At 35.2% G+C, this 23,914-nt stretch carries 23 protein-coding genes, 1 pseudogene and 1 riboswitch; of the genes and pseudogenes, 19 read left to right on the top strand and 5 right to left on the bottom strand.

Annotation, left to right across the window (positions count from 1 at the left end; translation table 11 throughout):
- Positions 1-34: 34 nt before the first annotated feature.
- The 6 genes from ACIPKN_RS24340 to ACIPKN_RS24365 all read left to right on the top strand — a co-directional run bounded on the left by ACIPKN_RS24340 (position 35) and on the right by ACIPKN_RS24365 (position 6,319).
- On the top strand, positions 35-319 hold the full coding sequence (locus ACIPKN_RS24340; RefSeq protein ID WP_400941267.1) for a DNA topoisomerase: 285 nt from the start codon (positions 35-37) through the stop codon (positions 317-319).
- A gap of 448 nt (positions 320-767) precedes the next feature.
- A riboswitch (cobalamin riboswitch) is annotated at positions 768-951 on the top strand.
- Positions 952-1,140: 189 nt separating this feature from the next.
- Positions 1,141-2,130, top strand: a complete 990-nt coding sequence (locus ACIPKN_RS24345) for a FecCD family ABC transporter permease (RefSeq protein WP_400941270.1) — start codon at positions 1,141-1,143, stop codon at positions 2,128-2,130.
- Positions 2,131-2,904, top strand: coding sequence for an ABC transporter ATP-binding protein (locus tag ACIPKN_RS24350; protein WP_400941176.1), 774 nt, complete (start codon positions 2,131-2,133; stop codon positions 2,902-2,904).
- A 58-nt stretch (positions 2,905-2,962) separates the two neighbouring features.
- Entirely contained in the window at positions 2,963-3,961 is a 999-nt protein-coding gene (locus tag ACIPKN_RS24355) for an ABC transporter substrate-binding protein (RefSeq protein WP_400941178.1), read from the top strand.
- Positions 3,962-4,008: 47 nt separating this feature from the next.
- Positions 4,009-4,704, top strand: a complete 696-nt coding sequence (locus ACIPKN_RS24360; protein ID WP_400941181.1) for a precorrin-3B methylase — start codon at positions 4,009-4,011, stop codon at positions 4,702-4,704.
- 772 nt (positions 4,705-5,476) lie between these two features.
- Positions 5,477-6,319, top strand: a complete 843-nt coding sequence (locus ACIPKN_RS24365; RefSeq protein ID WP_400941184.1) for a nucleotidyltransferase — start codon at positions 5,477-5,479, stop codon at positions 6,317-6,319.
- Between the two features lie 234 nt (positions 6,320-6,553).
- On the opposite strand, the gene ACIPKN_RS24370 is transcribed toward ACIPKN_RS24365, so the two are convergent.
- The gene (locus ACIPKN_RS24370) at positions 6,554-7,066 is read right to left on the bottom strand and encodes a peroxiredoxin family protein (protein WP_400941185.1); all 513 of its coding nucleotides are present in this window, start codon (positions 7,064-7,066) and stop codon (positions 6,554-6,556) included.
- A 456-nt stretch (positions 7,067-7,522) separates the two neighbouring features.
- On the opposite strand from ACIPKN_RS24370, the gene ACIPKN_RS24375 reads away from it, so the two are divergent.
- From ACIPKN_RS24375 to ACIPKN_RS24410, 8 genes are all read left to right on the top strand, one after another.
- The gene (locus ACIPKN_RS24375; RefSeq protein WP_142507667.1) at positions 7,523-7,954 is read left to right on the top strand and encodes a MarR family winged helix-turn-helix transcriptional regulator; all 432 of its coding nucleotides are present in this window, start codon (positions 7,523-7,525) and stop codon (positions 7,952-7,954) included.
- Between the two features lie 71 nt (positions 7,955-8,025).
- Positions 8,026-9,789 (top strand): ABC transporter ATP-binding protein, encoded by a 1,764-nt coding sequence (locus ACIPKN_RS24380; RefSeq protein WP_400941189.1) that lies wholly within the window; start codon positions 8,026-8,028, stop codon positions 9,787-9,789.
- The gene (locus tag ACIPKN_RS24385; protein WP_400941191.1) at positions 9,782-11,611 is read left to right on the top strand and encodes an ABC transporter ATP-binding protein; all 1,830 of its coding nucleotides are present in this window, start codon (positions 9,782-9,784) and stop codon (positions 11,609-11,611) included. The genes ACIPKN_RS24380 and ACIPKN_RS24385 overlap by 8 nt, the downstream gene beginning before the upstream one ends.
- Positions 11,612-11,830: 219 nt before the next feature.
- Complete coding sequence (locus tag ACIPKN_RS24390) at positions 11,831-12,706, top strand: phosphotransferase family protein (RefSeq protein WP_400941193.1); 876 nt, start codon at positions 11,831-11,833, stop codon at positions 12,704-12,706.
- A gap of 171 nt (positions 12,707-12,877) precedes the next feature.
- Entirely contained in the window at positions 12,878-13,285 is a 408-nt protein-coding gene (locus tag ACIPKN_RS24395; RefSeq protein ID WP_400941196.1) for a GNAT family N-acetyltransferase, read from the top strand.
- Between the two features lie 980 nt (positions 13,286-14,265).
- The gene (yiaA, locus tag ACIPKN_RS24400; RefSeq protein WP_400941198.1) at positions 14,266-14,736 is read left to right on the top strand and encodes an inner membrane protein YiaA; all 471 of its coding nucleotides are present in this window, start codon (positions 14,266-14,268) and stop codon (positions 14,734-14,736) included.
- 193 nt (positions 14,737-14,929) lie between these two features.
- Complete coding sequence (locus ACIPKN_RS24405) at positions 14,930-15,127, top strand: hypothetical protein (RefSeq protein WP_400941201.1); 198 nt, start codon at positions 14,930-14,932, stop codon at positions 15,125-15,127.
- A gap of 95 nt (positions 15,128-15,222) precedes the next feature.
- On the top strand, positions 15,223-15,780 hold the full coding sequence (locus ACIPKN_RS24410) for a VOC family protein (RefSeq protein ID WP_400941203.1): 558 nt from the start codon (positions 15,223-15,225) through the stop codon (positions 15,778-15,780).
- Between the two features lie 109 nt (positions 15,781-15,889).
- Here ACIPKN_RS24410 and ACIPKN_RS24415 read toward each other — a convergent pair.
- A protein-coding gene (locus ACIPKN_RS24415) for an IS3 family transposase (protein WP_400941205.1) occupies positions 15,890-17,223 on the bottom strand; the annotation gives its coding sequence in 2 pieces (ribosomal slippage) (positions 15,890-16,842 and positions 16,842-17,223; 1,335 coding nt in all).
- 318 nt (positions 17,224-17,541) lie between these two features.
- Between ACIPKN_RS24415 and ACIPKN_RS24420 the strand changes: the two genes are divergently transcribed.
- The 3 genes from ACIPKN_RS24420 (at position 17,542) to ACIPKN_RS24430 (ending at position 19,028) form a co-directional block, all read left to right on the top strand.
- Positions 17,542-17,979: a helix-turn-helix transcriptional regulator gene (locus ACIPKN_RS24420; protein WP_400941208.1), complete on the top strand. Its 438-nt coding sequence runs from the start codon at positions 17,542-17,544 to the stop codon at positions 17,977-17,979.
- A complete protein-coding gene (locus tag ACIPKN_RS24425) occupies positions 17,966-18,190 on the top strand; it encodes a DUF2087 domain-containing protein (protein ID WP_400941210.1) in 225 nt (74 codons plus the stop codon). The genes ACIPKN_RS24420 and ACIPKN_RS24425 overlap by 14 nt, the downstream gene beginning before the upstream one ends.
- A gap of 115 nt (positions 18,191-18,305) precedes the next feature.
- Entirely contained in the window at positions 18,306-19,028 is a 723-nt protein-coding gene (locus ACIPKN_RS24430) for an SDR family NAD(P)-dependent oxidoreductase (protein WP_400941212.1), read from the top strand.
- Positions 19,029-19,307: 279 nt separating this feature from the next.
- On the opposite strand, the gene ACIPKN_RS24435 is transcribed toward ACIPKN_RS24430, so the two are convergent.
- Positions 19,308-20,036: a helix-turn-helix domain-containing protein gene (locus tag ACIPKN_RS24435; protein WP_400941214.1), complete on the bottom strand. Its 729-nt coding sequence runs from the start codon at positions 20,034-20,036 to the stop codon at positions 19,308-19,310.
- Between the two features lie 296 nt (positions 20,037-20,332).
- On the opposite strand from ACIPKN_RS24435, the gene ACIPKN_RS24440 reads away from it, so the two are divergent.
- Positions 20,333-21,427 (top strand): DUF418 domain-containing protein, encoded by a 1,095-nt coding sequence (locus ACIPKN_RS24440; RefSeq protein WP_400941217.1) that lies wholly within the window; start codon positions 20,333-20,335, stop codon positions 21,425-21,427.
- 101 nt (positions 21,428-21,528) lie between these two features.
- Here the strand turns inward: ACIPKN_RS24440 and ACIPKN_RS24445 are convergent.
- Positions 21,529-21,972, bottom strand: a pseudogene (locus tag ACIPKN_RS24445) (CatA-like O-acetyltransferase); the annotation flags it as partial.
- Between the two features lie 247 nt (positions 21,973-22,219).
- Complete coding sequence (locus ACIPKN_RS24450; protein WP_400941219.1) at positions 22,220-23,158, bottom strand: helix-turn-helix transcriptional regulator; 939 nt, start codon at positions 23,156-23,158, stop codon at positions 22,220-22,222.
- A gap of 299 nt (positions 23,159-23,457) precedes the next feature.
- Between ACIPKN_RS24450 and ACIPKN_RS24455 the strand changes: the two genes are divergently transcribed.
- Positions 23,458-23,907 carry a VOC family protein gene (locus ACIPKN_RS24455; RefSeq protein WP_400941222.1) on the top strand — a complete coding sequence of 150 codons (450 nt, stop codon included), beginning with the start codon at positions 23,458-23,460 and terminating at the stop codon, positions 23,905-23,907.
- Positions 23,908-23,914: the final 7 nt, after the last annotated feature.

Genomic DNA, 23,914 nt, shown 5'->3' on the forward strand with positions numbered 1-23,914 from the left:
AATCTAGGCTTTTAGACATTTTAATTCAGTCAAAATAACAAACCATGTAACAACACCGCCTAAAGAAAAAACATTATTACGAGTAATGGAGACGTGTGGTAAAGGGATTGTAAATGAAGATAGTAATGAAATCATGGAGGCTATTTTAAGCGGTTATAGCATTGGTACCCCGGCTACTCGGGCAGAGACGATAAAGAAACTTATTACAGTCGGCTATATAGCTATGGAAAATAAAAATTTAGTGTGTACGGAGCTTGGTAAAAACTTGGTAGAAACTTTTCTTGTAAAAGATTTATTTGATATAGCGTTAACTAGTTGATTAGAAAAAACATTATCGGAAATTGAAAAGAGAAAGTTTACGAAGGAACAGTTCCTACATTTAGTTGTTAATTTTCTGTCAATGCCGTTGAAACGATTAAAAATAGTGAAGATGTAACACTCAGTAAAGTAAATATGTGCCAACTAACTTTTTTTAACATATTTATAAAAAGATAACCAATATATTTTATTTTGTTAAATTAAGATTGTCCTCACTGATATTAAATATAGAGAAGAAAGAGATTACTAATAGTGTACTGTGAGGAATTTGTATAGTAAGTAAGATAAATCAACTATCTAAATTTATTTATTTTTCTAATAATAATTAATGTTCAATGCTGCTATTTTACGGCTATTAAACGCTCGTTAATTAATATTTTTACTTTAATGTAATATATAATATAATTGCTATCTGGAAAATATTCTGATATTGTTCCTCTTATAACTTAATAAAATATTATTTTGTTGGTGCGAATGACTTGTTCGTTTGCTTAAAAGGGAAATCGGTGCAAATCCGATGCTGTCCCGCAACTGTAATGGAGAGTCTATACAATATGTCACTGTAGCGAGCTATGGGAAGGCGTATAGATAATGAACCTAAGCCAGGAGACCTGCCAATAAAAGCAACAAACTTACATAGAACCACGAGGATGGTTGTAGTGACTGGGAATCGACGCCTTTTATTTAACTATGACATCCTCTTGTAGATAAGGGGATTTTTTTATGCCCTTTGCTTTAAGAGAGGAGAGCGTTTTGAAGAATCCAACAACAAGAAAAATCAACCTACTTTTAGTCGTATTAACTGGTGTCGTTCTAATATCCATGACATCAGCGATAATGGTAGGCTCTGTGTCTATTACACCTAGTATTGTATGGCGCATTATTTTATCGCACATCCCGTTCAATCCACTTGGCATTACATTGGATTGGAGCCGTTCACAGGAAATCATCATATGGCAAATTCGTACTCCCCGCGTAGTACTTGCCATAATAGTCGGAGCGGGTCTTGCCATTTCGGGTGCTGCTATTCAAGCTTTAGTGCGCAATTCAATCGCGGACCCCTATATTTTGGGGGTATCTTCCGGTGCATCTGTCGGGGCTACATCTGTTATTTTACTTGGCACATTTTCATTTTTAGGTATGTATGCGCTATCATTTGCTGCTTTTATAGGTGCGACAATTGCAGTACTGATTGTGTTTTTCTTAGCACGAGTTGGGGGGCGAATTTCAGTTGTTCGATTATTATTAGCCGGAATTGCCGTGTCACTAGTTTTGTCAGCAATGACGAATTTTATGCTCATGATGACGAAGGAAGAGGGGGGCATAAAGGCAGTGATATATTGGATGATGGGAAGTTTGGCTGGAGCGAAATGGGTGAATATAATGATTCCGTTCGTAGTTTTAACGATCGTCTACATAATTTTACGTCTACATTCACGCCATTTGAATTTACTTTTACTTGGCGAAGAATCTGCTGTTACGCTGGGGGTTAATTTAGAGAAATTTCGATTGCTACTAATTTTAGTAATTTCCCTATTAACAGGTGTCCTTGTTGCTGTAAGTGGTGCAATTGGCTTTATTGGCCTGATTATTCCACATATCGTACGCATGATTGTCGGCTCAAATTATAAGTTTGTACTGCCAGTCAGTGCATTAATTGGTGCGATATTTTTAATATGGGCTGATGCAGTTGCGCGCATTGTGATTGCACCTGAGGAAATGCCGATTGGAATTATTACGGCTTTATGCGGATGCCCATTCTTTATATGGATGTTGCGGAGGCAAATGTATTCTTTCGGGGAGGAGAATTAAATGGTATACGTTGCAAAAAACGTTACTTTTGCCGTGCAGCAGGTGAAAATATTAAACAATGTTTCTGTACATATTCAAGAACGCGAGTTTGTGGGCATAATTGGCCCTAATGGCAGTGGGAAATCGACCCTATTAAAAAATATGTACCGTATGCTACAACCTCAAGAGGGAGAAGTATTTTTATTTAATGAAAATATTTACAAGCAATCTTCAAAGGTGATAGCAAAGCAACTAGCCGTCGTAGGGCAGGAAACACCAGTGCTATTTGAGTTCACTGTTAAGGATCTTGTGGCAATGGGACGTACACCGCATAAAAGGCTTATGGAAGTAGATACAAAAGAAGACCTAGCTATTGTTGAGGAATCGATGCAGCAAGCAGGGGTACTGCATTTAAGTGAACGTACTTTTAGTTCCTTATCTGGTGGTGAGAAAAAACGGGTCGTTGTTGCAAGGGCATTGGCGCAACAGGCTAAGGTCATGGTATTAGATGAGCCAACGAATCATTTAGATATTCAACATCAACTCCAGCTCATGGATTTAATACGGGGCTTGCCGATCACGGTCATTGCAGCCTTACATGATTTAAATATAGCAGCAACTTATTGCGATAAAATTTATGTTTTAAAGGACGGAGAAATTGCGGCATATGGAACTCCGGTTGATGTATTAACACCCTCATTGCTACAAAAGGTGTTTGGTGTACATGCGGAAGTTAGTGTACATCCTGTCACGAAAAAGCCGCATATTTATTATATATCTGAGCAATTTTTATAGTTAGTTAAGGGTTTTACATTTCTTTCTATATAGTATTTAGAAAAAAGGAGAAGTAGACATGAAGACATTAAAAAGCGTATGGCTTGTTCTTGCAATCGCAATGCTAAGTATGTTAACAGCTTGTGTTAACGAGGAAAAACAGGAGTCATCATCGCAAAGCGAACAAGTAGAACCAGCAAAAGCAGGAGCAACGGAAGTAACGATTGACAATAACGATACGACACAAGTCTATTCGGAAGCACCAAAAAAGGCAATTAGCTTAAATCAGCATGTGACAGAGATTATGCTAGCGTTAGGCTTAGAGGATTCAATGGTCGGAACAGCGTATTTAGATGATGCAATTTATCCACCGTTACAAGCAGCATATGAAAAAGTTCCAGTATTAGCTGAGCAATACCCAACAAAGGAACAAGTGATTGATGCAGGAGCAGATTTTTTATATGCAGGCTGGAAAAGCGGGTTTAGTGAGAAGGGTGTCGGAACATCAGAAGAACTAGAAGCACTTGGCATCCACACTTATTTACATACATCTTCAAGCATTAAAAATCCTAAGTTAGAGGATATTTTCGGGGATATCCGCAATATTTCTAAGATATTCCATGTGGAAGACCGTGGAGAAAAATTAATTGAGCAAATGACAAAAGATGTAGAGGACATTCGTACGAAGCTTCCGCAAGAGGAGGGTAATTTACGTATTCTTGTATTTGATAGTGGTGAGAAAGATGTTTTCACTGCTGCACAAAACTTCATGAATGAACTTGTGACAGTAGCAGGTGGAAAAAATATATTCGGCGATGTTGAGTCTGGCTGGACAACCGTTTCAAAAGAAGATGTAGTTGAGCGCAACCCTGAAGTTATCGTTGTAATTGACTATGGTTCAACTACTGCTGAAGAAAAAATTAATTTCCTAAAAAATGATCCGGCACTAAAAGAAACGGAAGCGGTAGTAAACGGACGTTTCGTTATTTTACCACTATCAGCAGCGTCTGAAGGTGTTCGTGCGGCTGAAGCAATTCGAATTTTGGCACAAGGATTTTATCCAGAAAGCTTTCAATAAAGAAGAGGAGCTAGCCATGTGCTAGCTTTTTTCATAGGAGGGTAAAAATGACTATAAATGCTTTTAGCCATAATATTCCTGAAAAAACATTTGCTAAGTTAAACAGAGAGGGTGAATTTACGCGTCTTGCTGTGAGTCCTGGCATTATCAACAAACATTATACACCAGCACAATTTCAAACAATCGCAGAGGTAGTCGGAGTGAGTGGTGCTATTAAATATTCTGCGTCCTACAGTATACTACTATCTGTACCGACAATAGAATTTACGGCGGCCAAAAGGAAGTTGGAAAAGGTGGGCTTATATATTGCAAAGCAAGGTCAGATTGTAGCTATGAAGGCTTGTGATTTTTGTGATGGCGATAAAATGGAGGCAGCACAGATTACAGAGGAGCTGTATCAGCAGCTTGAAGGCTTGGAAGTACCAAGCAGGATTCGCATTAATATGAATGGCTGTGCATCAGCTTGCTATAATGCCGTTTATGATGATATTGGGCTTGTATATCAGAAAGATAGTTTCGATGTGTATTTAGGGGCAGTTCCAATGGGGAAAAATGCACAGGCAGGGGAGCTATTTGTGAAAAAAGTGCCTGTACAGCATATTGAAAGTCTTTTACAGGAAATAATTAGGGTCTATAAAGAACTTGCTCGCCAAACAGAACCCTTTTATAAATTTTACAAGAGAACAAAAGATGCAGACTATTGGCAAACGATAAAAAATCACCCAGGTAATCAACTACTATGAAAATAGTTCCGCGGATTCTAGTAGGATATGATGAGCTACATACAAACAATTCGTAAGTTGATTGAGAATGGCTAGCCGACGGAACGGTATTGGGGAATGATTAAAAAATGGTCTAAATTCGGTGTTCAATTTAAATGGTTCATCACCAAAAGTGGTGGATGACTTTTGTTAAAACTTCTACTATGTAAATAGTTGATTGGAGTGGAGACTGGGCGACTCCTCGGGGGTCAGCGATAGAGGAACGAAGGCTAAAAGCATCACATCCTGTGATAACGCCTTCGTGACCAACATCGTGTTGGCCCGAGACCCTGCAGCGCAGCGGATGTTTTCTGTGCGAAAGCGTAGCGACAGCAACACCAAAAGCGGCACATCGGACGCCCCCAGGAAGCTTTGCTCTGTGCGAAAGCGAAGCGGCAGCAACAAAGCGCCCAGTCGGAACGGAAATCAACCACATGTTTTGCTGATGATCCAATTAAATGTGAAAAATTCAAATAAAGAGTATTTTAGCTAGAAGACGGAGTTTACTAATAATAAGGATAAAAATTACGAATTAAACAATATGAAGGTTATTTTAGCCCAATGTGTACTTCTAAAATGAAAGTAGGATAGCGTGTTCGATAGAGAACGTGCTATCCTATTTTTATGCGAAATAGATATTAAAGAAAATGACTATGTAAAGTCATTATTGATCGTTAGAAGATAAAACCCATAGCGAGAGGCGTAGCATAGTAGGTAGACGAAGTGACTATAAATTAATAAAAGGAGATATGTGATGACTACTATTAAAGAAATTGGAAGCTTATGTATTACTGATAGCGATGGCCACATTATTAACCATTCAGACTGGGATAAAATCAACCCAATTTTTCATCCTGTGATCTACGATGTGGTTAATACGTATTCCACTCACCTTCAAGATGACTTACATAGTGTATACATAAGAGGATCCATTCCAAAAGGGATAGGTATTGAAGGCGTAGCTGACTTAGACACAATAGCGGTTACAAAGCAAAACCCTAATAAACCACAGTTAAAGCGGTTAAAAGAAGTAGAACAAGAATTAAATCAAAAACATACTTGTGTAGATGGTATTGAACTAAGTTTATACTGTGTAGAAGATATTTTAAATGCGTCATCTTTTTCAATCATTAGTTTCATACTCAAAACCCATGGAATATGTGTGTTTGGAGAAGACTTGATACCCCAATTACCAAGATATAGAGCTGACGAAGCTTTAGCAAATGACCACCTTATTCATTTACAAGGTCAAATTAAAAATGCCTGTAATGATCTTCAAGATAATTCTGATATGGAGGATATGAAAGATTGTTGCAAGTGGATTATGAAAATTTTAGTAAGAGCAGGACTTGCGCTTGTCATTACTAAAGCAAACACATATACAAGGGATTTATATCCTGCTTATAAATTGTTTTCGGAATATTTCCCTGAAAAGGAAAACGACATGAAAAAAGCGCTAGAATATGCCATAACACCCATAATAGATGCAAACCTATTGTTATCGTTTTTAAATGACTTTGGAACGTGGATGATTAGTGAAGCTGATAAATGGTTACAATTCTATAATCCCAATAGAGAATTAAACATGAAAATATAATCTAATGAATAACTTACGAAGTTCGAATTCACGTTAGTAGCTACAAATGAAATTAGCTTTGTTGATTCCATATACAGAAAAAGGTAATCACATCTTAGTCATGTTTAAAATGAGATTACCTTTTATTTTTAAGCATTTTAATTTTAGAGCAATCGTATAATGCAAATCATTCGAGATTGATAGTTTTTCTACTTTTGTTGCTCTACAATTGCGCGCTCAATCAAATATTTTTATTTATTGATTTGTCTTTAAATTCTTTCCGATATATTGGATAATTTTGCGAAGTTCAGTAGATGATGGGCGTCCAAATGGACTTGTTTGTTTTTGTTGATATAGCAGTTGTCCATTTTCATCAACTAGGAAATAAGCTGGTTCTCCATGCGTACCATGATCCTCATATGGAGCATTTTCTCCATGATAAAAAACATCATATGCTTTTACTGTTTTTAACTCTTTATCAGTTAAGACAGTAAAAGTAATGTTATGTTCATCAACCATTTTCTTTAAATTTTCTAACTGGTCCGTTGAGATTGTAATTAGGTGTACATTCTTGCCTTCAAAATAACTTTTGCTTTCTTCAAGCTCTTTTAAGTCATGAAGACAAACAGGGCACCATGATCCTCTGAAAAAGATAATGAGATGCCAACTTTTATGCAGGTCTTGATGAGATACAAAAGAGAATTCTTCGCCATTAACTGCTGGAAGAGTAAAATCGGGGACTTTCTCACCTAAATTAAATGTAGACATACTTATCCTCCTAAAAATTGTGAATTCTTATTGAGTTCTGGTAGAGATTTGGAACTCATTTATATTCTTTCCTTTTCTAAATTAGATATGTAAAATTTAATCCCTAACTAAACTGAAAAAAAACGTTCCTTCCAACGCATTCCAAGCTGTAAATTTTTTTATATTCAGGCTTAGAAGAGTAAAAATGAACATTGTTATTTTGTCATTTCTTAGCATACTTTATTTCAAAGCAAAATCACTTATTTACATAACAAAAAGTGGTTTTACTTTTTTGTTGAACTTTTTGCAGGCCATATGGCAAACTGAATAGAAGATAAATCTGAACATGATCCATCTTTTACCTAAGGGCATAAGCGTCTTACGAATAAAATTATGTATTGAGTTACATACGACATACCCCACCAGTACACATTTTAAATACTAAAGTTTGCACGCTAACATATAGGAGGTAGAAAATTGAGCAAAAAGAGATCAGTTGGGTTAGAGTTGCGTACATTGTCGCTCTTAATGAGAAGACAATTGGATCAAACACTAATGGAAAAAGAAAACCTTACTGCCATGCACGGTTGGACGATTAGTTATCTTTACAAAAACCAAGATAAAGATGTCTTTCAAAAAGATTTTGAAAGAGATTTTTCTATTCGTAAATCAACAGCATCTAGAATACTAAAGGCTATGGAAAATAACGGTTTGATTACAAGGCAATCTGTGCCCTACGATTCAAGACTCAAAAAAATTGTCTTAACAGAAGATGCGCTGAAAATACATGACAGTATCATGACTCGTAGAGCGCTTCTTGAACAAAAATTACTAACAGGTATCCCGGAAGAGAAACTTGATGTGTTTTTTGAAGTAATGGATGCTATGAAAGAAAATATAGAATCTTGAAGAAGATGCTATTTTGATGTTTTTATGACTATATAGTTAGCATGCTAACTAAAATGAGGAGGACTGCAAATATGTTGAAAATATTTAAATACTTAAAACCGAAAGAATGGACGCTAATTGTTGCTAGTATTGTGTTCATTGTAGGGCAAGTTTATTTGGATTTGAAATTGCCGGATTATATGGCTAAAATTACGACTCTTGTACAAACAGAGGGCAGTAAAACGAGCGAGATATGGACAGCTGGAGGAAAAATGCTGTTATGTGCCCTTGGCAGTATGATATTGGCAGTCATTGTGGGCTATTTTGCGGCAAAGGTAGCAACGTCGCTGTCAAAGGAATTGCGAAAAGGCGTATTTGATAAAACTTTATCTTTCTCTATGGAAGAGATTAATGGTTTTTCAATCGCAAGTTTAATTACTCGTTCGACTAATGATATAACGCAAATACAGCAAACTGTTGCAATGGGTCTTCAAGTAATGATTAAGGCTCCTATCCTTGCAATATGGGCTATTTTGAAAATTACCGGGAAGAGCTGGGAGTGGTCAGTGGCAACGGGAGTAGCTGTCATTGTTTTACTTATTTTGATAGGCAACCTGATCATTTTTGTGCTACCGAAATTTAAAATCGTTCAAAAAATGACAGATAATCTAAACCGAGTAACAAGGGAAAGTTTGACTGGTATTCGTGTTGTTCATGCTTATAACGCACAACAATATCAGGAAGAGAAATTTGAAAAAGTAAATAAGGATTTAACGGATACAAATCTTTTTGTGAACCGACTTATGGCTCTTATGCAGCCGGGTATGGGTCTGATTATGTCAGGATTAACGCTATCTATCTACTGGATCGGTGCTCATTTGATTAATAATGCAGGGGGTATGGATCGAATCGGTTTGTTCAGTGATATGGTTGTATTTTCTTCCTATGCAATGCAGGTAGTTATGGCATTTATGCTGTTATCAATGACCTTTATTTTGCTACCGAGAGCAGCTGTATCTGCAGTACGTATTAATGAAGTACTTGATACACCTCAAACAATTATGGATGGGAAATTGCAATCGTCGCCTAAGGGTATCGAAGGTGAAATTGAACTGCGTAATGTTAGCTTTAAATATCCTAATGCAGAGGACTATGTTTTAGAAAATATTAGCTTTACAGCACATAAAGGCGAGACTGTCGCTTTAATCGGTTCAACGGGTAGTGGTAAGAGTACGCTGATTAATTTACTCCCAAGATTTTATGATGCTACTGAGGGTGAAGTATTAGTCGACGGCATTAATGTGAAAGAATATGCACAAGAAACTCTTCATAATAAAATTGGTTACGTTTCTCAAAAAGTCGTTCTATTTTCAGGTACAGTAAAATCTAATGTTGCCTACGGAGGTAACGGTCAGACTCCATCAACAGATGAAGAGATCAAGAAAGCAGTGGAAATTGCCCAAGGGGAAGAATTTGTGGAGAAAATGGATGATGAATATGATGCAGCTATTGCCCAAGGTGGTACAAATCTTTCAGGGGGCCAAAAACAACGTCTTTCTATTGCCAGAGCAGTGAATCGAAATCCAGAAATCTTTATTTTCGATGATTCGTTCTCTGCTTTAGATTATAAAACAGACCGTCAACTTCGTTCTACTTTGAAAAAGGAAACGAAAGGTGTTACCACTTTAATTGTGGCGCAGCGAATTGGTACGATTAAAGATGCTGATAAAATCATTGTTCTTGATGAAGGTAAAATCGTTGGTATGGGGAAACATAGTGAATTATTGGAAACTTGTCAGACTTATCAGGAAATCGCCTATTCGCAGCTATCGAAGGAGGAGTTGGAAAATGAGTAATACACAAACAAATAAGCCTCGAAAAGGTCCCGGTGGTCCAGGTCATATGAAGGCTCCTGGAGAAAAGCCCAAGAATTTTAAAAAGCCTTGGGGAAAGTTGATTGCCTATTGTAAACCTTATTTACCAGCGATTATCTTGGCACTTGTCTTGGCAGTTGTAGGAACCATTTTCACGATCATTGGACCTAATAAGCTTAGTGAGATAACTGATACGATAATGGATGGCATTACTGGTGAGATTGATATTACGGCTATAGGGAATATTGGTTTGTTCCTTGCTATTTTGTATGGATTGAGTTTTATCTTCAATTATATTCAGGCGTTTATTATGGCTACGATTACGCAGAGAGTTTCCAAAAGGTTACGTAAAGATATTTCGAACAAAATCGATAGATTACCGTTGAAATACTTTGATTCTACAACTTATGGTGATGTATTAAGTCGTGTTACGAATGATGTAGATATGATTGGTCAGTCTCTAAATCAAAGTATTGGTTCGCTAGTGACAGCGGTCGTTATGTTCTTCGGATCATTAATTATGATGTTCTCTATTAATGTTACGATGGCACTTTCTGCCATTGGTGCAACTTTCGTTGGATTTGTATTAATGACTTTTATCATTTCCAAATCTCGAAAATACTTCATACACCAGCAGCAAGATCTTGGTAGAATAAATGGCCATATTGAAGAAATCTACTCAGGGCATGATGTCATGAAGGTGTATAACGGTGAAAAAGTAGCGAAGAAAGAATTTAATGAAATCAATGAAAGTCTTTTTAATAGCGCTTGGCGTGCACAGTTTATGTCGGGCATGATGATGCCTCTCATGATCTTTATCGGAAATTTAGGATATGTTGTTGTTTGTGTAGTAGGGGCTGCACTTACAGTGAAAGGTTCCATTACATTTGGTGTGATCGTTTCGTTTATGGTGTATATCCGCCTATTTACACAGCCATTGTCTCAGTTAGCACAGGTAGCTACAAGCTTGCAGTCAACTGCAGCAGCAAGTGAACGTGTATTTGAGTTCTTAAATGAAGCGGAACTTGAAGACGAAAGTGAGAAAAAAGCCACTTTAGATGCCGAAGATGTTACAGGCAATGTGCAATTTAAAAACGTTAAATTTGGCTATACGAAAGAGAAACTGATTATTAAAGATTTCTCTGCCCAGATAAAAGCAGGTCAAAAAGTTGCCATTGTCGGACCTACTGGGGCTGGGAAAACAACGCTTGTTAATCTTCTCATGCGTTTCTATGAAGTAGATAGCGGGGAAATCATGATTGGAGACGTACCGACTAAGTCGATTTCACGTAAAAATGTTCACGACTTATTCTGCATGGTGCTGCAAGATACTTGGTTATTCGAAGGTACCATTAAGGAAAATATCATTTATAACAAAGATCATGTAACCGATGAAGAAGTAGTTGCAGCATGTAAGGCAGTAGGTTTGCATCACTTTATTAGAACGCTGCCAAAAGGTTACGATACAGTTTTAAATGATCATACAAGTTTATCTGTAGGACAGAAACAGCTTATTACGATTGCAAGGGCAATGGTTAAAAAAGCACCTTTGCTTATCTTAGATGAAGCTACTAGCTCCGTTGACACGCGTACGGAAGCACTTATTCAAGAAGCGATGGATAAATTGATGGTAGGAAGAACATCATTTGTCATTGCACATAGACTTTCTACTATTAAAAACGCCGATTTGATCTTAGTGATGAAAGATGGAGATATTATTGAAAGTGGTAATCATGAAGAACTGCTTGCAGAAAAAGGATTCTATGCGGATCTATACAATAGTCAGTTTGAAGATGCTTCGTAAAAATGAATGCATATTTTCGCTTTTGGCTACTAGGGCATTGTAGCTTAAAAAGGTGGATTGTTTATAATAAAGATTGATGAAAATCACCTCGTTTTTTAGAGGTGATTTTTTTGTTGGATATTTATGTTAAAATCTATTTTAAGTTTGTGAAGAACTGTAGGTAAACTACTGTGCATGGGGATCAAAACAATAGAAAGTGACCACAAGGGGGAATTTATAATGAATAATAACTTTATTGAAAACATTCAATCCATTTATTCTGACCTTTCCATTGAAGACTTTTATCCTAATGAAATTGGACAGAATAATGATGTGTTAATTGTCAACAAATCTTTGGTTTTTAGATTTCCAAAATATAAAAATGGCATCATTCAATTAAGGAGAGAGACGGATATTTTGAAATATATTAAAGGGATCGTTGCTACTCCTATTCCGTATCCCATTTATCAGTCTTTAGAAGAGATAGAACCAGGTAAAGTCTTTACTGGCTATAAACTAATAAATGGTGTTCCTTTGTGGAATGAAAGTTTAACAGGGGTAGAGAGTGTTGAATTGGTGAAAGGGTTGGCAAAACAACTTGTTTCTTTTCTTGTAGAACTCCATTCTATTTCAGGAGAAAAAGCAAGTCGAGATTTGAAACTAAAGGTTCGTAATCCTAGTGAAGAGATGTATAACCTGTACGATAAAATTCAAAATACATTATTTCCTTTTATCAGACAAGACGCTCAAAAGGAAATATCACAATCTTTTGAAACGTTCCTAAAAGGGGAAGCATTCTCAAATTTAGATATAACACTTATACACGGAGATTTCGGAGCGTCTAACATCTTGTGGAATCCCGAAACAAGTATGATTTCAGGGATAATAGATTTTGGTGGTTCTGGTATAGGTGATCCAGCGTATGACTTTGCTGGAATACTCTCTAGCTATGGTGAGGAATTTTTTGATATGTGTATTCACCAATATCCTAACGGTATTGAAATAGCTGATAGAGTTAAATTTTATAAAAGTACATTTGCTCTACAGGAAGCCTTGCACGGGATTGAGAATGACGATAGACAGGCTTTTGAAAGTGGAATAAAAGATTATAGATAGATTACTTGTTCAACGAAAGGGTGCAAGAGTTTATAATTAACCTGCGAAATCAAAGGCAATTTTTTCTTATTGAACTAACGGAGCAGATTGATGGAAAAATCTGTGTTAATAAATATATAAATGAAAGTGTTGATGTTAAACTGGGATAAACAAAAATTCTGAGGTGATTATATGGGAAAATCTATACATTATACGATAGAACCCCCGAATGATTTTGAGCAATTACTAACCTTATATGAATGTTTAGGATGGAATTCACTTAAATTAACAACTAATGATTTGGAACAAATGTGCAGTCAAAGTTGGTATGCAATTTATGCTTATGATGAAAAACAATTGGTGGGTATGGGACGTGTTATTTCAGATGGTATAATTACTGGAATAATATGTGGATTATGTGTTCTACCAAGCTATCAGTCTGAGGGAATCGGTAAAGAAATGGTGAATCGAATCATTCAACATTGTAAGCGAAATCGAGTAATTCCTCAATTAATGTGTGTTGAAAGTTTAGAAACCTACTATGAAACTTTTGGGTTTAAGAAGTTTTCCATTGGAATGACAAAAAGTATAAATCGTTAAATTTAATTGGTCACAACTAGAGCAATCGATTTTTCACTAACAGTGCAGGAAAGTGGAAAAAGGAAATTGATGAAAATTGAAGAGTATTACACATAAAAAGAGGTGGAAATTCGTGAAGCAACTGCTTCAACATTTACAAAGAGTTGGCGTACATAATCTAAAAAGTGATAGTGTAATTATTTTGAATTTAAAGCAACGTCTTATTTAGGAATGACTGAAGTTGATAATACTCCAATGAGAAATATTATGGTTTCAAACGAATGCATTCAACATGAACATTCAGTCATTTCTTTACAATACTCTATTTAGGAATGGGTTCATTAGCAAAGAATATTGTTCTGCACTACGGATGGCTAACGGGTAACCGATTTCTAGCATTGACTGGATCACATATTCATATAAAAGGAGGAAACGATAAGTTGAAACTACTCTGTAAAGCATGTAATTTAGAAATTTCTGAGCCATTATCGGAATTAAAAGACCTGAATTTGCTTAATGAAAACGATGGTCAGGATTATATTCCTAGAGGCTTTTATTTAATCAAGAGGAAACAGCTTATGAAATATTAACAGGATCTATCATTATCAACATCAAGGATTTAATCAATTCAAACCACCATTCAGACAGTAGTAGATTAAATGGTTGTTGTGGACTTGACGGCTGTGATGGAATGAACAGGGTTTGCTTGCATGATCATGAAATAGGTACAGAATACTCTGATTGTTGGCGGTTTCATAAAGTTGTATTAAACCCAGAGCTAGTACAACTTATTTAAGATTTACACTTATACCTTATGCAGGCCTAAGCACAAAGCAGATTCCGGACACAATTATACCGAGGCATAATTGCCGAGCGACAAGCTAAAGGTTGTGAAGTTATCATGCTAATGAGCATATACTTTAATAATGAAGATCGAAGGCGCCTGTAATGTCTCTGGTGCTCCATTTTTAGTAGATTAAAAGATGGAGGCGAAAAATTGAATGTCCAATGATAACGAAGTTTTAGTAGATAAAGAAAAACGAAATGATTTAAAAGTGAAAGAAGAAAGGAAAGAAGGGGAACCAACTCCAGCCTTTAAAGGGGCTTCATGGGCAGCGTTATTAGTAGGTGTTGCGTCTTATCTTATAGGTTTGTTTAACGCAACTATGCAATTGAACGAAAAAGGATTTTACTTTGCGGTTTTAGTATTCGGACTTTATTCGGCGATATCTTTACAAAAAGCAGTTAGAGATAAAGATGAGGGAATACCAGTTACTAATATTTATTATGGTCTTAGTTGGTTCGCACTTATTGTATCTATAGCATTAATGGCCATCGGTTTATACAATGCAGGAAGTATTATTTTAAGCGAAAAAGGATTTTTTAGTATGGCATTTGTTCTTAGTTTATTTGCAGCTATAACGGTTCAAAAGAATATAAGAGATACACAAAGGGCAAGAGAAAAAGCTTGAGTTAAGTTCAAACCCTACTATGCTGTATGGGATTTCCGTGGCTCTCTGACGGTCTAATAGCGACTAAAATAAACAATTTTAGATCAAGCTGCCAAAGACATAGGCAGCTTTTCTTATTGAAAAGCAGGATTGTTGAAAAAGGCAAGCGAACTTATTAAGTTAGTTAACTAAATCGTCTAAAGAGGATTGAGAAATGGAAAAAATAAATGAAATCATGGATTTACTCATGAATAAAGGTTTGATCAAAAATGATTGTTTAGAAGTGAAGAGGTTAAAAAGCGGCACGACGGATGGCATTATCTATACGATCCTATATAAAAATATGCCAACCTTTGTGATAAAGATAGACCATCTGCCACTGAGGAATTCCTGCTTGCCTATAAAAAGGTAAATTTGTTGCCGGATGTACTTTACACGGATCATAAAAAAGAATTTATTGTGTACGCTTATATACCCGGAGAAACACACTATAATCGAGGATCGAAATTGGAATGGATGAAAATTTTAACGAAAGAGTTATTTAATCATTATGAAAAGGTGGACAATGACATTCCTTGGGGAAGAGTAAATGGGATTCATCGAAGCTCCTGGTCAGACTTTAATCAGAGTAGTTTCGAGTCTTCTAAAATGAATATAGGTAAGCTCTTGCCGAGTGAGGACCATAAAAGAGTAGAGTTATTGGTAAATAAATTAAAAACCTATCATCAAGAGAAGAAGTATTACCTACACGGAGATACTGGTGTTCATAATTTTGTTTATTCTTGTAATCAGTTAAAAGGAGTTATTGACCCATCACCTTTAATCGGTCCCAAAATTTACGATTTTACCTATGCGTTTTGTTCTTCACCAGATAGTCTTGATTTACATACACTTTTATCATCGTTTTCCTTGTGGAACGGCAATACATCCTTGACGAAGGAACGACTGTTGAATGAAGTTGTTTTTCAATTATATACACGTATTGGCGTGTGTATAAAAGTTCATCCTCACGATCTTTATGGTTATTTGGAAGCCTGGGAGGAATGGAGGAAGTATCTTCCTTAGCACTTACAGTGACAAATGCTTGCGAATATGTGGGGGAAATTAAAAAAAGAAAAGCCAACGTTTTGAAGAAATAAAGTGTACCCTTTGTAAAGGACATTTTGAAAAAAAGCTAGGCAACCTTTTGAAGCTGCTGTCTGTATTTTGCAGGCGGCAGCTTTTTCAAGTTCCATTGCCCTCGATAATGGTTGTAATACATCATATAACTTTTCACTTCTCGTTTTACTTCTTCTAATGTTTCGCACGCTTTCAGATTGGTTTCATCTTTAAAATGGCCGAAGAAAGATTCTTGAGGGGCGTTATCCCAACAGTTTCCTCGACGTGACATAGATTGCCCTAGTCCCATATCCTTCACAAGTTTCTGGAATTTTGGATTCGTATAATGGAATCCTTGATCTGAATGAATAAATGCATCGTTCGTTAAATGGTGGTGATTTCGCTTCAATTTACGAAGAGTATTGAGCGCGATATCCATACTTAACGAAGCTGATACTTCATACGCTAAAATTTCGTTTGTCTCAGCGTCCTTAATCGTTGATAAATAAGCACGTTTGCCTTTTCCATACGGCAAATACGTGATATCTGTTAATAATACTTTTCCTGCCACTCCTTGTTTAAAGTTACGCTGTAATTCATTTGGACATGTACGATGTTCTTTTGTCGCTTTGGCCATTCTACGTGCCGGATTCGCTTTTCGAATTGGGCATACAATCTTGAATTTCTTCATAATACGGCGAATTCGTTTTAAGTTATACGTAATCCCATATTGATTTTCTAACGTCATTTTAATTTGACGAGCACCTTTCCTACGTCCTCGGAAATGATACGCTTTTAAAATAATTTTTTTGATAGCTTCATCTGCTAACTCATGGGCTGCACGCTTTTGTGTTGATTTTTCTGTGAAATAATTATAGTAACCTGAACGAGATACGCCCATGATTTCACATAGATAGCTAACTAAACGTTTTAGTTTATATTTTTGAATCGTTTTACGGATTAAATCAAATTTTAGTTCTGTTGCGATTGTTATTTCTTCTTTAACATCTGCCTTTCGAGTAGATCGAGCTTTTTTAAAAGTTCATTCTCCGCTTGTAATAATCGATTTTTCGCTTCTAATCGTGCAATTTTTTCTTCTAAACTTAATTCTCGTTCTATTGGACGACCTGAATTCGTTTTCCGTGTATCTTGTAGACCCGCTACTCCAGTTGTACGATAAGCTGCACGCCACCGCTTTCCCGCTGAACTAATGCGCTTCAAACCAATCAGTTCAACATCTAAACCGGCCTCTTCAAAAATCATTCTTGGGAGTTTTCCTTTTTCATTTTCTGTAATAAAATGGCGTTTAAATTCCTCAGTATAAGTAATCGCTTTATCACTAATAGATTGGACATTAGGATTACAGTTAAGTTGTTCTTGCTCTTTTTTAGTAAATAATCTTTTCGTCATTTATTCCGCTCCGACATCTTTTTTCTAATTATAAACAAAAGTACCCTATAGGATAGACTTTTTTCAAAGTGTCTATCTTATAGGGTACAGTTTAAAACATTATTCAAAACGTTGGCTTTTTTATCCAGTGAAATCAGGAATTGTTTTGATTATATTGTCCAAATGATTTCTTCTCTTTTAGATAAACAAATGCTATTGTTGTTTGCAAATAAATAAACTGTTTATTAAATAATGAACAAAGAGAGGGTTTGTTTATCGATTTAGCTGATTTGACGATAGTGGAATTATCGAGGGGATATGTAGACACAGGTGATGCATATGAGTGTATATTTTGTAAAGAAATATTTGATCAAAATAGATGATCGTTTTTTTACGGCTAAAAAAGCTATACAACGCCATATCGAGAATGAACACATCTCTGTATTTGAAGCGTTACTTCAATTAAATAAGGAGGATACAGGGCTATCAGATATCCAAACCGAATTGCTTAAGCTATTTGCAACAGGGGCACCAGATAAGGAAATTGTTAATAGCACTTCTGCAAATAGCATTTCAACAATTCGACAGCATCGATTTAAATTGAAAGAAAAAGAAAAACAAGCAAAAGTTTTTCTGGCAATTATGCAGGCTTTAGAAACAACAAAAGTATATGAATCAATTCATAAGGGGGCAACACAGGTGAATGAGCGTTATGCGATTACAGAAGACGATAAAGAAAAAGTACTAGCGACGTATTTTAAAAATGGCTTCGATTGAAAGTTTTCCAAGTAAAGAAAAACGAAAAATTATTTTACGGCAATACATTGTAACGAAGTTTGAGGTAGGGCGTAAATATAACGAAAAAGAAATAGTTTCATTTTTAAAGCCTATTTATAGTGATTACGTATCAATAAGAAGATACTTAATTCAATATGGTTTCTTAGATCGAAGTGATGATTGCATAATGTATTGGGTGAAAGAAGTTTAAAATGGATGGGCGTCGATACTTTTTATCACCTTAATATTTCCACAAATCACATTAGTTGTTACTAATTTTTATTTTAACTATACTTACGTTGTAGTCATATAGAAAGGGTGATTGGATGAGTAAGAACTTTATTATATTTGGAGCAAGCCAAGGATTAGGTGATGCATTTGTAAAGGGGCTACCAACAAAAGGGGATACAGTCTGGGTGGTGTCTCGAACACGACCAAGTAGTTTAGATATAAATGATGGCGTCATTCGTAAATGGCTGACTATTGATTTATCTAGTCAACAACATATTCCTTCTTTAAAAGAAGCTTTACAAGGCGTTGCTATTGATGTATTAATTTACAATGTTGGAGTATGGGAAAAGCGTGGTTTTGAAGATGACTATACGTTTGATAAAGATGAGATTGGGGATATTGCAAACTTAATTAATATTAATTTAACTTCCACAATTACATATATTCAGGCGCTATTACCTAATGTAAGACAGGCGGAAAATGGAAAAATAATTTTAATAGGATCGACAGCAGGTTTAGATCATACGAATAATAGGCAAGTTTCCTTTGTGACATCTAAATTTGGCTTACGAGGCATTACAAATGCTTTACGCGAGCATGTGAGAGAAGATACGATCACTGTAACGTGTATTAATCCAGGAGAACTGGCTGCTGAAGTACCTTATGAAGAAGGGGTTGAAAAAGCCATTAAGTTGTATGAAGGTACACGTATTCCTGTACAAGATATTGTAGCCATTGTCCAATGTGTGATTAATTTATCACCAGTTTCATGTGTGAAGGAAATAAATATTCCTGCTATTACAGATATGAATGTATAATTCAATATAAAAAAAGGCTCACATCTTGAACGATTCTGTTCAACATGTGAGCCGTTATCATTTTATTTTATTATCCCATTTCGATTCATTCGGAGTTCTTCTGTTCTGATTGAGTCCTGAATGATAGGTACGACATTTGATTGTAAATGAGTTGGAGCAAATTTCCTTGCCTACTGCAATAACAGCTTTCTAACTCCTTTGTCTATATTCTAGATGAGCAGAAATGTTTGTACTATAACATTCTAGCGTGTGGTGAATATTCTAATAAAATTAACCCGGTTAGATATCATTTTTTTCGGGAATTAGAACTTCTAATTCAAGAATATTACTATTAGTAAAAATGCCGCTTGACAGCTCCATTACATAGATAGGGGCATTTTTTTTGTCGATAATGGATAATATTTGTTCCTCAAATTCATCATCAGTTTCACCAATAATAAATATAGAAGTATATTTACCTTCATTCATGCTGAAATCAGCTTTATGTTCTGTTTTTATACACATATGATATTCATCTTCTTCAAAAACATAAATAATATCATTATAAAAAAATTGCGTTGATAATTGTAATTTTAAAAAATCCTTGGCTGATAAAGTTTCATTCGTTTTTAAAGTGATTATTTTTTGTAAGTGACTTTCTTTTAAGTATTTTGTTGAATTTACTTTTTTGTTTGTAATATTTACATAATGGTGATCAATTGCCTTTTTAATCTTTTGTAGTTTATTTATTTCGTCTGAAAGTTCTTTTGATTTTTCTCTTAATAAACTCAAATAATCATTTTTTTTATACGAAGTTAAAATGTCTTTAATTTGTGCGATTGAAAGATTTAAGTTTCTCAACATTAATATTTGAGCAAGTTGATAAATTTCCTTAAGAGAATATTTTCGATATCTATTATTATCCGTGAAGGATGGAAATAAGAGCCCTTTTTCTTCGTAATATCGTATTTGATGATGACTAATATCAAAAATTTTAGCCAATTGATTTATTGTAATTGTTTCATCCATAATATCCCTCTTCTCTAGATAAATATAAACTTTAGGGCTAGCCTAATGTCAAACAATAAACCTAGGATAAAACAGTAATCATTGATAATAAGAGGAATGGAAGAATTTGTAGGCATAAATTCCATGTGATAAAGCTAAAGGATTTGCGCTGTGTGGGTTATAGCATCATTCTACTAATGAATAATTGGGCAAATGAAATGAGAGGCGGGCAAAAAAAGTCGGTTTGACATTAGGTCAACCCTATAGTTTATATTGAATGATGTATTAAGCAGAGCATAACATAAGGAGGAACATTTATGACCGAACAGTTACAATCTAAACGGATTGAAGGGTTAGATTTTGCTCGAGCCTTGGCTATGTTTGGGATGCTTATAGTCAACTTTAAAATTATTATGGGAGCAACAGGGAGAGGGTCGGGTTGGCTTGTAGGGTTTACTGGACTTTTCGAAGGAAGAGCGTCTGCCACTTTTGTTATACTGGCAGGTATCGGGGTTGCCTTAATGACAAGAAAAGCTAGAAATGGCAGTGAGCTTTCTTCTTTTAAAGAAAATAGGACGAAATTATGGAAACGATCCGCTTTTCTTTTTATTCTAGGTTTACTTTTATATGTTGCAGAATGGACTGGAGATATCCTCCATTATTATGGTATTTATATACTGATTGCATCCTTTCTTATCGTAGCTTCTATAAAGCGCATGATCATCCTATCTAGTATTATTTTATTCACCTCGCAAGTCTTACAAGTGACAATGAATTATTTTAAAGGATGGAATCCCAATCAACCATTTATGGAGTATCTTGATTTTTGGACAATTGAAGGTTTTCTAAGAAATCTTTTGTACAATGGCTATCATCCGGTATTCCCTTGGAGCTGTTTCTTTTTGCTTGGAATGATTCTAGGCAGACTGAATTTATCGGAGAAAGCTATAAGAAACAAAATGTTGTTTATTTCTATATTTTCTCTCATAACTATAGAGGTACTTTCACAAGTTTTAATGCGCCTATCTCTAACGGTGTTGGATGTGAACAGTGCAGAATTCTTGTTTCAAACAGGGCCAATTCCACCAAACATTTTATATATCTTATCAAATTCTGCTTCTGCAATAATCGTCATCGTTGCTTCTATTTATATTGTAGAAAAGTTTGCTGGACAATGGTTGATACAATCACTTATTCAAACAGGACAATTAACATTAACCCATTATGTAAGCCATGTATTCATCGGTGTTGGTATATTGGCATTGTTAAATAGGTTAGAAAACCAAACGTTAGCATTTTCATTAGTATTTACACTATTGTTTTTCGTAGCGAGTATTTTATTTTCTGTTTTATGGCGCAAAAAATTTAAAAGAGGACCGATTGAGTGGGTGATGAGAAAAATGACAAATTAGTAGCGGAAGTGAATTTTTGTTACATATGGGGCGATTCGAAAGCGTTCCCGTAATAAGCAGGAACGCTTTCTACAAAAGAAGCAGGTTCTAGCGGAAAATATTCAATCTAATAACCAGTCATCGGATTCAGCGGCATAGCGCTGAAGGTAATTCATGAATAAGCCTGCATGATAACGATCACAAACAGCGTGATGCATTTGTAAAGAAACAAGAAGATAAATACCATTTTCCTTATGCGCAAATTTACCTGCAGTGATAATCGGTAAAAGGTAATTACCTTCATTAGAACTCCATGGAATCATTGATAGGTGAAAAATATTTTCAGGAACAGGGGATTTCGGCAATAAACTTATCTTACCTTTATATTTCTTTAAATCACTGTCGTAATTCTGATAGAACTTTTTAAAATTATCCGATGTTTTTGTCCAAATGCTTGAAAATGTCTCTGATTCCTTATTAAAAATCGTGTAACTTGGATTTAATTTTTCCCAGTAACCTAATTCTCCTTGGCTATTAAAACACGTTCTAAAAGCAATATTTGTGTTTTTGAATGTACCGAACTGAATTCAACGATAAGGTGGAAAAGATGTAATATCAAGAATTAGTGTTGCACCTATAGTTGCAATTCTAACAGCATTAATCACATTCCCGAAAGTAACGATTGTAAATTGGTTAAAGACAGATGATGGTAAAGCATAGCTGTGTTTTAAAAAAGAGGAGAAAAGCGCTTTTCGTTTTTCTTCTTTTTTTGTCTGATTAAAATCATTTATACTCAGCTGGGCTACCCCGAAATTATAATTTTTTGAAGTGATCTAAGAGGCTTTCTACTTTAGCCTGCATAATTTGTTTTAATGATACAGGCTTCACTGAAATAACAGTTTGACCGTACCTTATAAAATAGTTAGCGATAAATTCCTCTTCTCCAGGATTATAAAATCCCTTCACGACTGTTTTATTATCAATTTCTAATGACATGGAAGGATAATGTTCTTTATAAAAAATATCCTTTGCTTCTGCTAAAATTTCTACCTCAAAGTCAATACTCTCCTCGGATTGATAAATTTCTAATGAACGATTAATAAGTTCATCTATAGAAAAGCGAGAGTTCATATCCTGTTCTTCAATAAAAGTGATTCTATCACATCTGAAAACTCTATATTTTGTTGTATTGAACTCTATTCCAGTAGCGTACCATTGACCAAACCTAGCGGAAATTTTGAAAAATTGAACATGGTAACTTTTTTGCTCGTTATTTTTCAAATAATGAATCTTACAGCTACTTTCATTAAGAATACTCTTTAAAATTTTATCTAAAAAACGGCTAATATTAGTATGCTGATTTACTTCAAATTGTAGAACTTTTTTCATTTTGTGAATTTGTTGTATTTGATTGTTAGATAGACAGTTTTCGAACTTTTCATTAAGTTTATAAACGCTTAAATGGAATGGGGTTGATTGATAAGATTCTAATGTCAGCATGGCAAAGTACAGAGCATATACTTCATCAATTGTAAAAATAATAGGGGATAACAGTCTATTTTTTAAGATACCATAACGCCCATGCCTACCATGCTCAGAAAAAATAGGCATACCCAATTGTTCTAATGAACTAATATCACGAAGAGCCGTACTTTTGGAAATATTGTATTTAGCCATTAGGTCACTTAAATTAAAGTACTCATGACTGTTCAAGTATCTAATCATGTCATTTAATCTTTCTGATTTTTTCATGTGAATCTCCTAATAATTTCGCCTTGGCGTAATGGCGTCTGGATTTTGAATTGTGCGAGCACAATTCATTCCCTTGAAAATCCTCCGTGACATTCGCCGGAGGCTTTATTTTCATTCAGTAGATGTTTGGACACCCGAAAAACGATCATATCCGCAATCATCGCAAATCTTCAGAGGTAGGAGTCTTTTACTGAATAAAGGTATCATGTTTTGACACCTTTATATCTTAAAATAAGGTCAAGGTAATATCAATTGATAAGATATTTCCTAAAATCAATATTTAGAGGGAGATTGATACTATGAGTACAACACTAGAAGTAGCCGTTTTCTTATCCATGAATGGCAAAGCTAAAGAAGCGGTTGATTTTTACAAAAAGCATTTTAATGCGGAGGAATTGTTACTCGTTACCTATGAAGACATGGCAAAACGTGACAGCTCGCTGCAGATTACTGAGGAGAATAAACATTATATTACTCATTCCATCTTAGCAATCGGGAAAACAAAGATAATGATGGCAGAGAATACAATGGATGTCACAGAAAAATATGTAGTAGGGAACAACACCTCATTGTGTATACAAAGTGCAGACTTAGAAGAAATCGAACATTTTTACAAGAGCTTGACGACAGATGAGAGAGTAAGAATTATTGTTCCGTTATCAAGTCATGTTTTTAGTAAAGCATATGGGATACTTGAGGACCCGTTTGGTATTCAAATACAATTAATGTTTGATGATCGATTACATTAAAAAATGG

This window comes from Lysinibacillus sp. NPDC086135, assembly GCF_044746345.1.
GTDB lineage: Bacteria > Bacillota > Bacilli > Bacillales_A > Planococcaceae > Lysinibacillus.

Bases quoted from the DNA above. Each gene is read 5' to 3' on its own strand.
- ACIPKN_RS24345 (WP_400941270.1), top strand. From the start codon at position 1,141: ATGACATCAGCGATAATGGTAGGCTCTGTGTCTATTACACCTAGTATT.
- ACIPKN_RS24350 (WP_400941176.1), top strand. From the start codon at position 2,131: ATGGTATACGTTGCAAAAAACGTTACTTTTGCCGTGCAGCAGGTGAAA.
- ACIPKN_RS24355 (WP_400941178.1), top strand. From the start codon at position 2,963: ATGAAGACATTAAAAAGCGTATGGCTTGTTCTTGCAATCGCAATGCTA.
- ACIPKN_RS24360 (WP_400941181.1), top strand. From the start codon at position 4,009: ATGACTATAAATGCTTTTAGCCATAATATTCCTGAAAAAACATTTGCT.
- ACIPKN_RS24365 (WP_400941184.1), top strand. From the start codon at position 5,477: ATGACTACTATTAAAGAAATTGGAAGCTTATGTATTACTGATAGCGAT.
- ACIPKN_RS24370 (WP_400941185.1), bottom strand. From the start codon at position 7,066: ATGTCTACATTTAATTTAGGTGAGAAAGTCCCCGATTTTACTCTTCCA.
- ACIPKN_RS24380 (WP_400941189.1), top strand. From the start codon at position 8,026: ATGTTGAAAATATTTAAATACTTAAAACCGAAAGAATGGACGCTAATT.
- ACIPKN_RS24385 (WP_400941191.1), top strand. From the start codon at position 9,782: ATGAGTAATACACAAACAAATAAGCCTCGAAAAGGTCCCGGTGGTCCA.
- ACIPKN_RS24390 (WP_400941193.1), top strand. From the start codon at position 11,831: ATGAATAATAACTTTATTGAAAACATTCAATCCATTTATTCTGACCTT.
- ACIPKN_RS24395 (WP_400941196.1), top strand. From the start codon at position 12,878: ATGGGAAAATCTATACATTATACGATAGAACCCCCGAATGATTTTGAG.
- yiaA (WP_400941198.1), top strand. From the start codon at position 14,266: ATGTCCAATGATAACGAAGTTTTAGTAGATAAAGAAAAACGAAATGAT.
- ACIPKN_RS24405 (WP_400941201.1), top strand. From the start codon at position 14,930: ATGGAAAAAATAAATGAAATCATGGATTTACTCATGAATAAAGGTTTG.
- ACIPKN_RS24420 (WP_400941208.1), top strand. From the start codon at position 17,542: ATGAGTGTATATTTTGTAAAGAAATATTTGATCAAAATAGATGATCGT.
- ACIPKN_RS24425 (WP_400941210.1), top strand. From the start codon at position 17,966: ATGGCTTCGATTGAAAGTTTTCCAAGTAAAGAAAAACGAAAAATTATT.
- ACIPKN_RS24430 (WP_400941212.1), top strand. From the start codon at position 18,306: ATGAGTAAGAACTTTATTATATTTGGAGCAAGCCAAGGATTAGGTGAT.
- ACIPKN_RS24435 (WP_400941214.1), bottom strand. From the start codon at position 20,036: ATGGATGAAACAATTACAATAAATCAATTGGCTAAAATTTTTGATATT.
- ACIPKN_RS24440 (WP_400941217.1), top strand. From the start codon at position 20,333: ATGACCGAACAGTTACAATCTAAACGGATTGAAGGGTTAGATTTTGCT.
- ACIPKN_RS24450 (WP_400941219.1), bottom strand. From the start codon at position 23,158: ATGAAAAAATCAGAAAGATTAAATGACATGATTAGATACTTGAACAGT.
- ACIPKN_RS24455 (WP_400941222.1), top strand. From the start codon at position 23,458: ATGAGTACAACACTAGAAGTAGCCGTTTTCTTATCCATGAATGGCAAA.